The sequence below is a fragment of the Leptospira haakeii genome, from assembly GCF_002812045.1.
Classification (GTDB): Bacteria; Spirochaetota; Leptospiria; order Leptospirales; family Leptospiraceae; genus Leptospira_B; species Leptospira_B haakeii.
Map to the genome: position 1 here is coordinate 48,631 of NZ_NPEG01000007.1, position 14,888 is coordinate 63,518.

10 protein-coding genes are annotated in these 14,888 nt (G+C 38.1%); 4 read left to right on the top strand and 6 right to left on the bottom strand.

From position 1 onward, the window contains the following. Positions 1-15: 15 nt before the first annotated feature. From CH377_RS12315 to CH377_RS12325, 3 genes are read right to left on the bottom strand one after another with little or no spacing between them, the layout of a single operon-like run. The gene (locus CH377_RS12315; protein ID WP_125172167.1) at positions 16-594 is read right to left on the bottom strand and encodes a hypothetical protein; all 579 of its coding nucleotides are present in this window, start codon (positions 592-594) and stop codon (positions 16-18) included. Between the two features lie 23 nt (positions 595-617). Further along, entirely contained in the window at positions 618-1,229 is a 612-nt protein-coding gene (locus tag CH377_RS12320; protein WP_100724097.1) for a hypothetical protein, read from the bottom strand. After that, on the bottom strand, positions 1,216-7,830 hold the full coding sequence (locus CH377_RS12325) for an RHS repeat-associated core domain-containing protein (protein ID WP_165780475.1): 6,615 nt from the start codon (positions 7,828-7,830) through the stop codon (positions 1,216-1,218). Before CH377_RS12325 ends, CH377_RS12320 begins: the two co-directional genes overlap by 14 nt. Before the next feature lie 131 nt (positions 7,831-7,961). Between CH377_RS12325 and CH377_RS12330 the strand changes: the two genes are divergently transcribed. The 4 genes from CH377_RS12330 to CH377_RS12345 are packed head-to-tail and all read left to right on the top strand — an operon-like array spanning position 7,962 to position 11,811. Next, positions 7,962-8,909 carry a hypothetical protein gene (locus CH377_RS12330; RefSeq protein ID WP_100724099.1) on the top strand — a complete coding sequence of 316 codons (948 nt, stop codon included), beginning with the start codon at positions 7,962-7,964 and terminating at the stop codon, positions 8,907-8,909. Between the two features lie 13 nt (positions 8,910-8,922). Then, positions 8,923-9,795 carry an LA_3334 family protein gene (locus tag CH377_RS12335; protein WP_100724100.1) on the top strand — a complete coding sequence of 291 codons (873 nt, stop codon included), beginning with the start codon at positions 8,923-8,925 and terminating at the stop codon, positions 9,793-9,795. Continuing rightward, the gene (locus tag CH377_RS12340) at positions 9,792-11,177 is read left to right on the top strand and encodes a kelch repeat-containing protein (protein WP_100724101.1); all 1,386 of its coding nucleotides are present in this window, start codon (positions 9,792-9,794) and stop codon (positions 11,175-11,177) included. The genes CH377_RS12335 and CH377_RS12340 overlap by 4 nt, the downstream gene beginning before the upstream one ends. Before the next feature lie 4 nt (positions 11,178-11,181). Continuing rightward, positions 11,182-11,811 (top strand): tetratricopeptide repeat protein, encoded by a 630-nt coding sequence (locus CH377_RS12345; RefSeq protein ID WP_100724102.1) that lies wholly within the window; start codon positions 11,182-11,184, stop codon positions 11,809-11,811. A gap of 126 nt (positions 11,812-11,937) precedes the next feature. Here CH377_RS12345 and CH377_RS12350 read toward each other — a convergent pair whose 3' ends face one another. The 3 genes from CH377_RS12350 to CH377_RS12360 all read right to left on the bottom strand — a co-directional run bounded on the left by CH377_RS12350 (position 11,938) and on the right by CH377_RS12360 (position 14,888). Further along, the gene (locus CH377_RS12350; protein WP_423789933.1) at positions 11,938-13,257 is read right to left on the bottom strand and encodes an N-acetylmuramoyl-L-alanine amidase; all 1,320 of its coding nucleotides are present in this window, start codon (positions 13,255-13,257) and stop codon (positions 11,938-11,940) included. A 134-nt stretch (positions 13,258-13,391) separates the two neighbouring features. Beyond that, the gene (locus tag CH377_RS12355) at positions 13,392-14,147 is read right to left on the bottom strand and encodes a hypothetical protein (protein WP_100724104.1); all 756 of its coding nucleotides are present in this window, start codon (positions 14,145-14,147) and stop codon (positions 13,392-13,394) included. Positions 14,148-14,201: 54 nt separating this feature from the next. Further along, positions 14,202-14,888, bottom strand: a complete 687-nt coding sequence (locus tag CH377_RS12360) for an O-methyltransferase (protein WP_100724105.1) — start codon at positions 14,886-14,888, stop codon at positions 14,202-14,204.

The window sequence follows — 14,888 nt, forward strand, 5'->3', positions numbered from 1 at the left end:
GAATACAAAACTAAATTACCTATTTGGCGGAGCATATTCCATATCCAAATGTATAAGCTGAGAAGGAGAAGCAATTAAACCTAGGGAGAAGATAGCTACTAACAGAGATTCGGTTCCCCAAGCCTCTTGTTTGCTTGTTACTTTTATTTTAACTTTCGTGGTTTTACCCGGCTTAATTTCAAGATTCGGACAATCGAATCTATCATACGGAAGGAAATCGCTTTGAACAAATGATAGCGAACATTGAGAATTAGTGGGTTCTTTGAAACCAAAATAGGTTACAAGGGAGTAATCCGAATCGCCAGAATTCTCACGAATAGTCAGTCGCGCAGAATAATTACCTTCAGGGATAAATATTTCAATTTGATCATTCTTACGTAAATCGTATTGCCAAGCTAATTCGATATCTTCACAGGAACTGCGAGGATCGGTTATTTTCTTTTCTCTGAGGCATAAATGCCGTATCCTAATCTTAGAAATATTTTTTCCAGAATCATCTGTCCAAGAAATTAACAATTTCCCTTTTTCTTTATTTGAAGTTTCAGGATATTCTTTTTTTAAAATACTAGTGCAAGACGTTAATAATAAGAACAAGATTAACAATCGTACAAGTAATTTCATTTTAAAGTAGAAGAAAACTTAAGGATAACTTCGGCAGGTACGAAAGTAGGACCCAAGATGATCTTATCAATAAGCCCTCCTCCACTTCCCGATTTTTTAAGTTCCTCGTTTCCGAAGAATCTGAACTGAATATTTTGAACCTGCTTCGTATTTTCTACTAATCCTTTACAAAGGAATTTGGGGAATCCCTCCACCGAAACACCTGATAAAACACAGTTTTTAGAAGAATAAACTTTATGACTTTCATCAAAATAAACGGCAGCTTCAGCAGACTTTAGTAAACTAATATATTGGAATAGTACCTTTGCAATTGCTTTCTTATGTAATGGAACTTGTAATCTTAAGGGATTTTTTGGAGAGATTGTAAAATTCTTTATTATTGGATCTATTTCACAATTTCTCTCAAGGTCATTTATATTATCACCCAAACAAAATCTTCGAATCAACACTTCCGTATCGTCAGCGATATTTTCTTTTAAAATAGAAAATTCAAGAAATATCTTATCTTCTGTGCCTTGTTTTGGAAACAACTTTATATAATTATCATCAATACAAGTCGCACAAAAAAATATGCTCACGATTAAGATATATATCTTAATCACAGTCATAAAACTCTTGCCCTCCAACCATACAAGCTCCAGGCGAAAGACCAAATTTTTTATACATATACATAATCATGATATTTCTAAAAATTGGATTTTCGTCAAAACCCCATTCATTATATACAATTAACAGTCCGATCAAACCTATCGGGCTAAGTTTTTCATAAATTCCAAATCCTCTATTTTCATAACTAGCCCAAATCGATACATCAATTCCTAATCCAACAAAGCCAAATTTAAAGAATTTATCACCTGTTAATAAATAAATGCCGTGTTGTAACCCTCCGGAGAATATTCCGGGAATTACTCTATCCGCCAACCTTGACCATCTATCTCCATCGGTATGTCGTTTACCAAGAACTTCTTGCTCGAACGCTTCACCAATTCTTCTTGCAGTTTGGTCCACACCTCTCGCAGCCGTTCTGAAACCCCGGTCAATCCTTGCCATTGTCCTTCTAAATCCATCATCCACTCTACGAAAATGAGCCTTAACTCCATGATCCAAAGCCGTTAAATAACTTCTAACACTATGATCAATCTCACGTGCATAACCTCGTAAGCTATGATCGATCGTTCTTAATGGACCTCGGATCGCGTGATCTATCCTTCGAAAATGCCCTCTCCATTGATGATCAATATTATGCATATATTGTTTAAACGCATGATCTACTTCCCGGAAATATCCTCTCCATAAATGATCGACACTCCTACCTGCATACGCCATTGCTCCGTTCGCGTGATGGAACATTGTTTTTAGTATTTCATTAAACATATGAACATATTCATTATGCCCGCCAGGATCTCTAAAGTTTACCGGATTTCCGCTCACATACATATAGCGGTTCATCCCTTGAGATTTCGCCGAAGCAATAACTGAATCCGGTTGTAAAAATCTTCCAATCTTGGGATCGAAGAATCTGGCTTTATAATAATATAAAGAAGACTCTCGATCTTCTTGTTGTCCTGTATATTTGTAACGGAAGATATCAGGTCCCGAAGAATTTGTTCGATCTATTTCGCCATAAGGCTTATATGAGATCAAGCTGGCTCCACCAAGATCGCCCCCAGTCATGACACCTCCTTCTCCATTAGAAACCATTGAAATGGAACCTAAATGGTCAGGATGGAAAAATATCATTCCTGGTATCGGAGTTCCACCTATAGATCCTGACCCTCCTCCAGATCCATTACCTGGCGAATCTATTGAAGGAGCCCCGTCAGTATTTCCCAAAGGAATTAAAGCCCAAGGAGGAACACCTTCTTCTCCTTGATTCGGGATAAATATTCCGCAATTATTAACTGTAGAAAAGATCATCACAGTTAAAATGATAGGTGCGACTGAAGATAGACGAGGACTTGAGAATTCCTTGATTCTCTCTCTATTTTTCCAAAACCAATAATACGCTGTTATAAGTATTAATGCCCAGACTAGTAAGTCATAACGAAGAGATAACTTACCATTATAGTCATATAAGAAAGAATGAAAACTTGATTTGCTTATTCCTACTAATTTATCGATTCCAGGTTTCCAATATGCTTTTGTTAATTTATTCGAATCGGATACTTCCATTGCAGAAATTAAATTAGCATCCTGCCTAGCTAATTGAGATACTAAGTCTCCAGAAAGTCCTCTTATGTATAGAGTATGGGTATCCGGTTGACCTGGTTTGCGAACAACTTCATAGCTAGGATCCGGATAATATTCGATGGATGCGTCGGCATCTCTTACTTTTTTAACCCGAATTCCATCGAAGCCATAGTTCATTCGAATACGATCTCCTCCTCCATAAGGCTGAATATCTACCAACTTACCGAAAGCGTCGTAAGTTAAACTATCGCCTCCTCTATTAACGATGTTTCCAGAACTGTCATAGCTATAGGTAGTTGTTCCTGCTAGATTGGAAATCGCTGAGGTAATTCTATAAGGTTTAGAAGAATCGGAATAGTTTAAGGTAGTATCACCTTTTTGCCTCAAGTTTCCTCTTGAATCGTAAGTGTAACTTTCTGCACCGTATTTTCCTGTTGCAGACACCAATCGATTCAAAGAATCAAACTGGAAATTTTGAGTTCTATCTGGTCTAAGTAGATCTATTATTTTTTTGATATTATCTTTAGAATCATAGTCATATGTTAGATTCTGAGCCAAAGAACCATTCTTTAAAGTAGTCTTAAGCCCTGTAGGACGCTTAAGGATAGGATCAAATGCGATATCTGATTGGACTCCATTTCCTAATGTTCTCAATACTCTAAAATTCCCCGAGGTTCCTGGGAAGGGACCTTCGTATTTTACTACCGGATGATTATAACTTCCTAAATCCGGCATATCCATTGTGATCCCGGTCATTATACCCATTTCAGAATAGAAATAATGACTTACACTTCCGTCAGGATAAGTAAAATCTTGTAACCTGTCTTGGTTGTCGTAGGTATATCGGAATACGAAAGTTAAATCATCAATTGCTCTTACTTTACGGACGATGTTTCCTTTAATATCATACTCCAGGTTCGTTATTCCTGAGCCGTCACTAACGGAAGCCGGTTTTCCAATACCATTCGGAGCTGAATCGTAGGCATATAAGATCTGAGTTTCACTTCCGTCTGTATATGTCCGAGTAATTCGGTTAATATCATCATACTCATTTCGAATCGATCTTCCCCTTGCATCTGTTGTTCGTATTAAGTTCCCTTCAGAATCATAATCGTGAGATGACGTTCCTGTAGAAGTATCAGAAACCGTTTTCTTATTTCCTAATAAGTCGTAAGTAAAGTTTGTTTCCCCTTGTGCAGGATCAAGGATCTTCGTAAGACGGTTTGCCTCGTCATATTCGTAAGAAATTATAGCTCCGTTAGAATTTTTAGAAATCGTATTTCCGAAAGTATCTTTGGTCTCAATTTCCGTATTTAGAGTTTCAGATCCATTTTTAATAACCGAAGTAGTAGTTAAGCCGCTATACGTTATGTTTACAGTTTTCCCATCTGGAGAAGAAACAAAACTAACTCGTCCTTCAGGACCAGAGTATTCATAATTTACCCAATCGTTTGGAGTCACATTCTGGATATATGGAGTAGACTGCCTTAGAAGTTTTCCGTCCGCCCTATATTCAGCTTCTTCAACAAGGAGAGAGCCTTGGATAGAGGTACTCTCCTTCCTACGTATATTACCGAAAATATCAGTGTATTCTTTATAACGAAGTTCTCCATAGGAATCATCTCTTACAGACTTTTGAGTGTATTCCTCATTTGGTTTTCCTGTATTCCCATATTCATATTCTTCGGACCAATCGGATTCGCCCGGTTTTATTCTTCTTAAAATTCTCCCATACGCGTCAAACTCTCGGGAATCAACTCCCCCATTTGCGTTGGTTACTTTTGTTTCTAATCCATATACGGATTCGTATTCCATAGAGGTGGCATGACCTAGCGGATTCATAGTCTTGGTAACGAATGTAGAAGTAGCTGAGTCATACTCGATGTTCGTTTCCTTTCCTTTAGAATCAGTTACTGTTATAGGATTACCGTAAGTATCATAGGCAAAAGTTCGAGTTTTTGTTACGGATGTATTCGGAAATTCGGTCACCGTCCGAAGTTCTTTATCATCATACGAATATAACTTATTATCCGTAAGAACACCGTTGTGCTCTGTCTTATCCGTTAAAGGTTGGTTCAACACCCAATTTGTTGTATCGCAAGTAAAAACCTGAGTACGAGTAATTGTACCGGAAGTTCCAATTTCACTACTTACTTTAGAGTTTCCACACGAATCATAGGTAAAAGTCGAGGAAGAAGATGCTACCTGAACTCCTCCTAAGTATGTTGTCTCAGACGAAGCACTCAGGCGGTTATAGGGAAGAGAGTTAAAACTCGCCGACTCGTAAGTATAAGTCTTTTGCGTGACTATACTTTCTTGCGCTCCATTAATATATCTCATCTCTTCCGAGATTTTGTTTCCAGAAAATAAATATGAAGATTGGTTATAAGTTTCAATCGTCTTTACGTTTGTTCTCGAATTAGTCGTCGTAATTTTCGAAAAACCCAAATATCCACTGGTGTATGGATCTCCGATCGCTATCTTACCGTTTTCATAAACGTAAGAGATCGTTTCAGAGACTGTATCGCTTATTTTATTAAATATGGAAGAAACAATTAAGTCCCCTCCATTATCCGCTATAATTGGATAGGAATTGCTCGAAGGCAAAATTAGACTAGAAACACTTGGATCATTTCTGCGAACATACGAAATACTACTCTCCAAGCCATAAGCTCCAGTGATTTTAGTAAGAATGTTACCAGGTAATCCTATTTTAGAAATATAAGCTTCCCAACCTCCAGTTATGCTGTTATCAGGAACCTTATAAACCACTAGATCTAAGCGACCATCTGAGTTCAAATCGACTAGATCAAATTCGTCTGAAGCTGCTATAGTTTTTACAGGGCCTGAAAGTATCTTCGTCCCATCGGATAAGAAAATTCTAATATTTGTTCCGTTTCCTGCAATTAGGTCATCATAACCGTCTCCGTTTACGTCTCCGAATCTATACGACTTAAATTTGTTAGGTTCGTTATTAAATGTTAGACCCGAGATACTCACTGTTGTAGGGGTCGTGGAAAATGAATCAAATCGGTTCCAGTAGATTTCAAGTGTATCGTTTTCATAAGTAATGAAATCCAGTAAACCATCTCCATTCGGATCTCCCCAGAATCTAGTAGCTAAACTACCTGAATCCGGATTAAAATTAGCAGCCTGACCGTTATTCCCTACTGTATATGTATTTAAAACTAGGCTATTTAAATCAGAACTAAATCGGTAAACTTCAATTCCATTAGAAGAAGTATATCTTACAAATTCAGGTATCCCGTCGGAATTAATATCAAAGAACTCTCCGGGATTAGAAGTTACATCGGGAACAGAGTAAATTTTTTCATTTGTAAAGTTGGTTCCATTAGAAAAGCGGACTCGAATTTCGTCTGGTCCTGTTATTCGGATATGATCTGATCTTCCATCTCGATTTAGATCGTAGAGCCAACTTAAAGTGTAAAACTGAGGGACTTCTGTTAAATAAGTAGGGGAAGCTATAGAGAAAGAAAAATCATCATTGGATAAATATCTTGAACCATTAGTTATGTAATTTTTAAGAATGGAACCGTTTGATAAGATTAGATCTGTTTTTGCATTTCCATCGATATCTCCGTAAGCTAAACTCCTAATAATATTAAAATTAATGCTTTGAACCAAGACATCAAAAGTTGGATTACTTGAAGTATAGCTCCCATTTTTATTATTAAACAGAACTCCTATTTGAACGTCGCCATCCTCATCTCCATAGAATCTCGTGTAATCGGGATATCCGTCCCCATTTGTATCCGCCCAAGCTCCAATAGAACGAGGCGATTTTATTCCATAATTGCAAGAATCGAAATAGGCTTCAACATACAATCTGCACGCTAAAAACCAAGTCGCCTTAGTGTTCTCACATGCAGTATACGCAGCAGGTTCCGCTGCCAAATAAGAACAGTCTGTTGTCCCAAATACAGTACATGCATACGCTCCTTCCGTACAGCGTGTTTTATCATACATGGGAGTCCGCGACCAGAACTTTAATTGTTTATTAGAAAGGTCCCAACCTGTATTTCTATCTAAAGAATAACTTCCATATGCAGAATACTGAAAATTAACTGGAATGAATGCCCCTGATCCAAATTGTGGATGAGAATCTTCTCTATCTATAGAAATTAATCTTTTTCTTCCCTGTTCACCAGTTTCATAATCAAAAGAATAGCTACGTACTTGTGAGCCATCAATCGAGATTTGAATTTCAGAAAGTAATTGGCTGCCTATAACTTGGAGTCCTCCAGAATAAGAGATTATGTTTGACCCAGAACTTTCATAAACGAATGAAATTGTTTTATTCTGATAGCCTATGCTTTGAGGATAGAGCCTTTTAACATTTGGAAGATAAGAAAAAGTATAAGAATTTCCAAATCGATCTTCAGCCTTCGTTAATCCCCAAATAACGGGAATACCGGTTGAATTGGTTATAATAGAATCGGATGAGCCTCCAAAGGTGTATGTATTTCCAGCAGGATCTTTTACGATCCAAGTGCAGGATGAATCATTGCAAGCAGATTGTTTTTGGAATCGGAAAAAGCTTTCCGGTTTTGATCTATACTCTGTCCCATTCCCACTAACATCAACAAGGCGACCAGCCAAGTCGCTTGTAAAAACATCATTTGAATCGTAAGTCATTCCGGAAGAAGTTTCTCTATATATTCCTGAAAATCCGGAAAGAGACCAACCTTCTCCGAGTAAACCTTCCCCCGATTCCCCAGAATAAGAAATATTTAAGCTTGGTCCCCAATCTTTTCGAGCAGGAGGTAATTCGATTGGAAAGTTCGCTCCGATCTTTCCTCGGAAATCTACATCCAAAACAGGTAGATCAATCGGAATCTCAGATTCTTGCGTTAGGCTTCGTAGGGCGGAAGAGAAATATCTAGAAAGCGGCGCAAAAGAGAAGCCTAACGTAGTCCCTGCTGCAAAAAGCAAAACTATCCCAAATTGGATAGATCTATTGATCTTAATCATCCTAAACACCTTTTCCACTTCTAACATTCCCCAAAAAAACATTGCATTATTAGGGAATTCTAAAATTTGTCTATTTATTGGAATAAAAACGAAGTATTTCCGATATTGTGTCAAGTGAATTTGTTTAAATGAAAATTAATGCCAATTCTTTGCGGAAAATGAATTCTTTTTCCGCTTTTATACAAATTTTCAAATTTCATCTAACGTATGGAATTATTCTCCAGGGATTTCTATCTTGTACGTATGTTCCTGTTTCTGGATGGGGTACTGTTACTGGTGGGGAAGCAAAAAGAAAGCTAGGGGCAGCTATTTCTTCTCAAGCATCTATCTCAACCTTTCTGAATCTATCCGGAATCAGTAATGGTGGGACCTGTGGAGGCGGAGCAATCAATCAAAATCTAACTGAGAATGAATCGAATGGTAACGATACATTTCAAGAAGCATATTTATCTAGTTATAATAAAGTATTAATTCCTGGCGTTAACGGATCAACAATGACTTACACAGGGGCTATTGATTCAGATAATGAATTTGATTTCATTTACGTATATAGTAATGTTCCTTCTCAAATAGATATTCTCAAAACAGGCGGAACTGCAACCTGCGGAGCTTTTTTTGGACTCGAATATCATAATAATAATACTAGTGAAGATGTTGGATTCGGTTCCCCTGATCCAATCGGGCATGGTTTTTATGGATCAGGGCCTTCTCTGACAGATAATGACGAAATTTATATTAGATGCACAGGTACGACTGCCCAAACATATACTATTTTGTTCACCGACCAAACCCCTATATCCCCAACTACACCTACTATTACAGATCCTTCAAATGTATCTGATAATTCTTTTTTAGCTAGTTATATCTTCTTTAGCACTGCTCATATAGATCCGTCAAAAACCTATACGGAAGAATCCGTAGATTCTTGCATTTCAGAGATAAAGAAAAAAGGACCTATAATCACATTATATAATGCAGAAGCAAAACGTCAGGCGTCTCTATGTGGTAAGGAAACCGTTACAATAGATAGAAACATTATGCTTGGCAATGCTTGTAAATTGGAACAAGCAAAAGTAATCCAACTTGGAGATCTAGGGTTCCCTTAAAGGTTAACACTTAATGCGAATTTTTTTATACCTATTCATATTTATCCTTTCCTCTTATCAAGTCAAAGCAGCAGAATTATTACTAAAAAATGGAAACTCTTACTTACTTGATGTAGTCCACGAAGACGATCGAAATGTTCAAGTAAATTGGAAGGGTAGAGTTTATACTATTCCGAAAAAGGAAGTTCAGAAATTAGATTATTCTAAGAAGGGAAGTCAAACTTCTTATCGTTATTCTACTTTTATTTTAAAAGATGGAAGTAGGATTCGTGGTGTTATTGCCGAAGAAAGGGATAAGGGCTATACAATTAGGACTGATGTCGGATTTTTAGAAATAGAAAAATCTCAAATCCAAGATATGGACAATGGAGGTAGTTCTTCTCCAGATCTTCCAAATGAGTATTTAACTGAATCTGTAAAGCAACCTGAAACTATTCTTGGAGGGAGTCTAAGTTTTTTAGCTAATACTGCCCCGATCGCACCCGCTCATAGTGTAACTGGAGGTGCAGGATTTTTCGTTGAACCAGCTTTCTTATTTTTATCTGAAAAATATCAAGTTGGTTTTAAAACAGAATATCTCATTTCACCTGGAAATTCTAATTACTCCTTTCTAAACGCATATTCTTATATTAAGAAAGATTTTGGTTCGGGTGAATCAAAAAACTGGTATGGAATTCTCGGAGCAGGATTTGGTTCTGTTAGATATCAAAGGGGAGAAACACAAGTCTCTGGAGTAGACCCACTTGGTTATGTTGAGTTTGGATACCAAGGATGGAAACTAGGTAATATGGTTTTTCGATCGGGACTAAGAGCGAACTGTTATTTTGAATCAAGAGGAACAGTCTGCATGGGCGGATTAGAAATCTCTTTAGGTTATAGAATATGAAAAGTTTATACCGAAGTATTTTCTTTCTGCATTTAATAGCTACATTATCTTACTGCGATAATTCACCTTTGAATGAAGGAGGTGGATTAGAAGATGTTTCGATAAAATCTTTTTATCTATCGAACGGGTCAAAACAAGTTCAGTTCACATGGACCTGTTCAGAATCCGCTGAAGGGTATATCCTTTATTTTAACGGTAGCGGTTCGCAGAATATTCTGATAAGTCCGATGGAAGGAAAAACACATTTACTTCCGATAGCTAACCTGACGCCAAATTCCGAATATACTGCATATTTAGGATGTGGAAAACCAGAAGACAGAAGAGTCATGATGGTTCCCTTTAAAACTTGGATTAGTGATGATCCAATTAAAACAAGGGGTATTTGGATAGTAGGAGGAGTTGGAGCGGATAATAACCCAGTTGCACAGATAGACCTGTATGATCCTGTAGAAAACCGCTGGTACTCTTCTATAACAAGAGTACCAACTCCAAGAGCGTTTGCTTCTGTAGTAAATTTTAAAGGTAAGATTTTTGTGATTGGGGGATTAACAAAGTCTGGATCTACATTCTCTGTTTCATCAGTTGTTGAAGCTTATGAACCATTTACTGGGATATGGACAACCTATGGTTCTGCTCCAGATGCGATACATAGCGGAATTCCTGCTACCGTAGGGAATGAAATTTATATCATCGCTAATGCATTGGATACTAACGTAACCGTAGGGTATCCGACAAGCCGCGTATATAAACTATTTCCAGAAATCGGAACGCTAGGGACTTGGTCACCGCTCTTTACTTCCTTAACTCAAATCCTTCCGAGAGTTGATATGGGAGGTTGTGGAATCAACGGCAGTATTTTCTATACAGGAGGAAGATTAGCTTCCGACGGATCTGCATCTGCTTTTAATTCTGATGCATATATCCCCGCCTCTAACTCCACTACTTCAATTGGAGAGCCATCGATCAATACCTCAGCTCGTCACGGAATAGGGTCAGCTTGTTATCGTCCGATTCCAAGTGATCCAAATCCAGGGGATGGTCCTGGCGTATTAGCAGTCGGTGGTTCTACTTCTGGTAATCTATTCCAACCTGTTACACAAGTTACTCCAACGAATCTTTATGATTTTTATAGGCTAGGTACAAGTTCTGCGAATTTTCAAGCTGGTCCAGTATTACCAGTAGCAACATATTTTCCCGCAGTAGAAATTTCTTACGATCTCCGTAGGGCTTTTGTTTTTGGTGGTGCTACAGCATTAAATATCCCAAGTAAATCAGTCTATTCAATCGATTTGGGTAACCCTGTTGCAGGACCTTGGGCAAGCATTACTTCAGAAATGCCAGTCGCAAGATATGGACACTCAGCAGTAATTATAAGTAGGTAAAAGAATGCGAGAATTGTTCAGACCATTTTTTTTCTTTCTGCTTATTTCATCTTTTATTAATATTTATTCAGAATCAGCAGATACAAATTATTCTCAGATACGTGAATTGATTAACCGAAACAAAATCTCTGAAGCGCAAGAAGCTCTCAAACCGTTAATGGAATCTGATCCAGATAATCCCACACTTAATCTTTATCAAACAGAGATTTGGATAATTCAAGGAGAAGAAAATTACCATACCGGGAACTTAAAAACCGCCTATGAATATTTTACAAAGGCGCAGACTACTTGGGTAAGTCATCCTACTGTTAGAAGCAGAATAGCTGAGTTACGAGGAAAGACGTTGGTTGATCGACCTAAGACTGAGTTAAGATTTAAAACGAACAAACCGATTTCTTCAGAAATTCAGAATAAAGGAAATGTAATAGTTTTAGCAGACCCGGAAATCTTAGAGTTAACGAATCAACTTAAAGACGGGCTAAAGAATAGGATCACCGAGTTAGAACAAAGGATCATGGAAACCGATACAAAAAAAGAGTCCTTAAATATCCCGCAAAAATGGATTCTATCTTTATTTGGTATATCACTTTTGACTAATTTATTTCTATCGATATTATTCTTTAGAAAAAGTTAGAATGAAATACAGCAAGAACTCCCTCTGTAGGAGCTTACTCTTATGAAACAGATCATTTAGGCCCAACTACAATGTTGATCGATGGATACGGGAACCAGCTACCGATCATATCATGAACCACAAAAATCATTCCTCCCTTACAACCCTAAAGTAATTCCCTTCCTTCAAGTTTTCATAACGTGCCCAGTCTATTTTTTTCCCCTTTGGGACGTAAGGTAAATCCGCAGATTTGATTTTGATCCCATGGAATAAGGAATAAACACCCACTGCCAAGCTGATCGCAGTGTCCTTTCTTCTTTGGGTAAGGATTTTCATATCCTTCTCCTTATCAATATAACCAATTTCTAAATAAGCCGAGATTGCATTGATAAATGTAGGAAGACTATAAGTGGAGATATACGGTTTATTGATAGGACCGGGATTGGATAATTCTTCTTCCGAATTAGGCAAGGTTCTGAGACCATATTGCAAAAATCTCATGAGTTCGGTTGCAGCGTAATGATTGTCTCCTCCGAATCCTTCTGCGCCGTCTTCTCTTCTCCAGAGTTCAGGTTCGGCTCTTTCTCTATCCCAAAATTTTCCCTTGGCGGAATATTCCGAATGTTTTTTGGCATAGGGCCCAGGACCATCTAACACTGCTTTATCGATCCAACCGGTCGAGTCAGCATATTTCCAAGTCACCATGTTTTGGCGATATCCTTCGAAATTGGAAAGATCCGTTTTTTTCCCGGATTTGTTCGGCCAATAACCGTTAAAATAGATCCATGCATCCGCTACTGCGTTTTCTAAACGGGACCATTCCATTTTGAAACGCATCCACTCACTCCAAGGTCCATCTTCAAAAGATTTGGAAGATTTTCCTTCTGAGATTTTTCGCAAATTATAGAATGTGCGATAAGAAGGAGAAAGAACTGCTGCCATTCCTCCCGGATGTCCTTTCCAACTTGGATTCAAATGCAAAGATAAAACTAAATAAGGTCGAGCAGCGTTGATCCTAGAAATTCTTCCGGGTTTGATCTTTCCGGATTTTTTATCGGGATAATCATACAATCTATAAAAAGCATTCGGGTCAGAAGATAGATCGGCTCCTTCTTCCTTTGCTGTTTCTTCTCTAGTAAGATCCGAATCGATTCGGATCCAAGGGAGTGTATCGTTCGTGAATTTTTTTGCGTATGATCTGAATGTTTCGAATCCTTCCTGAGTTTTGGTAAGGTCCAGGATTTCTTTTACTTCTTTTGCAAGAGCTAATACTACTTCACTTTCTCTTCTAGATTTTGTTTGGGCGCCTGCCTTATAAGGTTCTAGATATTTATTAGAGATTGGGTCGTATTTATCTCCATGTTCTTCCTTAGGTTTTAGATCCAGACCGCCATGGCCTGGATCTATGACTATATTATAGGTTCTTTTCGGGTTTGTTTCTTGGGAAGAAACGGAAAATGAAAGAATAAGAACTAAAAGGATGGAAATTATTTTTCGTATCACGTATGGAAATTTATTTCTCCGGGGATATCAGGCACAGCCTGTTATCCCCATGTGATACGTCAAGGAAGGAATCCGAATGTTTTCGGCTGGGGAATCTTTTAAAGTTTAGATTCTGCGTACACCATATTGCGGTTGTCGCTCAGATCCACCTTGTATTTCTCCCGGACATTTTTACTTTCCTCTTCCGTTTTTAATTTGCTGAGGATAGAAATTCCGTATTCTTTCGCGATCCTTAGATGCATCAGGCTATCCTTAAATCTGGAGTCCCTTCTCATCTTCTCTGCTTGGATAAATTGGTAATAAGCGATCTGAAGTTTGTGTTGGTTATAAGACACTTCTCTTCCTGCGTATCCTTTCGCAGCTGCACCAGGTCCGGACTTTTGTTCGATGGATACGATCGCATCCGCGCATTCTCCCAAGAGCTGATCCACTTTTTGGTTATATAGATCGGAGAATTTTCCGTATAGTTTATTGGTCTCGTCTTCCGTTTCTCTCATCTTACGGCCGGCGACAATATATTTGCGCATTAAAGAATATCGATATGCTTCGTTGTATTTTTTCCAGATGGTATCGAAATCCTGTTGGGAATTCTGGACCTGAGATCCGAAATTTTTTACAACCACTTCTAAAGCGCCTAAATCATTTTTGATCTTGATCTGAGTGGAATCCAAGGTTCTGGCAAAATGGAATTCCTCCAAATAATCTCCCTGGTATTTAGGATCTTCAGCCGCATTGGCCAAGGCAGAACCCTTACCGTCATTACTTGTAGGTTTATTTTGTGCAGATACGCCGTACGAAATTATAAAGAATGCCGCAAGAACCGCGACGATCCGAGGGAAAGAAATTTTTGTCATGTGATCGACCCTTCGCGGTAATATAACACAACGCTTAAGAAGCAAACAAGCTTTTTATTGCTTAAAATCGAAACATAATATTCCGTCACCAACAGGGAATAAGGTGTATTCTATCTTGGAACTTTTGATTAGGGACCATAATTTGCGCACAGCCTGATCAGAAGGAGCTTGGTTTTCAGGATCAGCAATCCTTCCATGCCATAAAACATTATCATAGATCACTCTTAAATTTCTGGTTTTACCCTTTTCGAGGATCATTTCCAAAATTTCCGGATAACGGATCTTATCACAATCCACGAACATCAGCTCTTTTTTGCCTAAGGAAGAAGGTTCTAAAAATCCTTTTGCGATCTCAGAACAATCCGCATTTGTAAATTCCACTCTATTCGAATTAGGTTCCAACTTGGCAAAAAATTCTTTCGCGACTTGGATGAAGTCTGCTTCTCTATCTACTGTTTGGATCTTTGTATCTTTTCGGACTGAGGAGATAAGCCAGAATAAGGAAATCCCGTAACCGGTTCCTAGTTCCAAAATTACATCCGGATCCCAAGAAGAAGCTAAAAATGCAAGTACTGCTCCTGAAGCAGGAGTTAAAACAGGGAACTGATCTTGAGCGGCTCTCTTTTCCAGATCCTCCAGCCAATCAAAAGGGCGCTTTACTAATTCTGAATGGATCCAATCCTCTAATCCATCTTTATAAATAGAAGTCCCGTATTTCTGTTTTGGATTTTGTGAAGGCAT

Bases quoted from the DNA above. Each gene is read 5' to 3' on its own strand.
- CH377_RS12345 (WP_100724102.1), top strand. From the start codon at position 11,182: ATGCGAGAATTGTTCAGACCATTTTTTTTCTTTCTGCTTATTTCATCT.
- CH377_RS12330 (WP_100724099.1), top strand. From the start codon at position 7,962: ATGAATTCTTTTTCCGCTTTTATACAAATTTTCAAATTTCATCTAACG.
- CH377_RS12320 (WP_100724097.1), bottom strand. From the start codon at position 1,229: ATGACTGTGATTAAGATATATATCTTAATCGTGAGCATATTTTTTTGT.
- CH377_RS12360 (WP_100724105.1), bottom strand. From the start codon at position 14,888: ATGCCTTCACAAAATCCAAAACAGAAATACGGGACTTCTATTTATAAA.
- CH377_RS12340 (WP_100724101.1), top strand. From the start codon at position 9,792: ATGAAAAGTTTATACCGAAGTATTTTCTTTCTGCATTTAATAGCTACA.
- CH377_RS12335 (WP_100724100.1), top strand. From the start codon at position 8,923: ATGCGAATTTTTTTATACCTATTCATATTTATCCTTTCCTCTTATCAA.
- CH377_RS12325 (WP_165780475.1), bottom strand. From the start codon at position 7,830: ATGTTAGAAGTGGAAAAGGTGTTTAGGATGATTAAGATCAATAGATCT.
- CH377_RS12355 (WP_100724104.1), bottom strand. From the start codon at position 14,147: ATGACAAAAATTTCTTTCCCTCGGATCGTCGCGGTTCTTGCGGCATTC.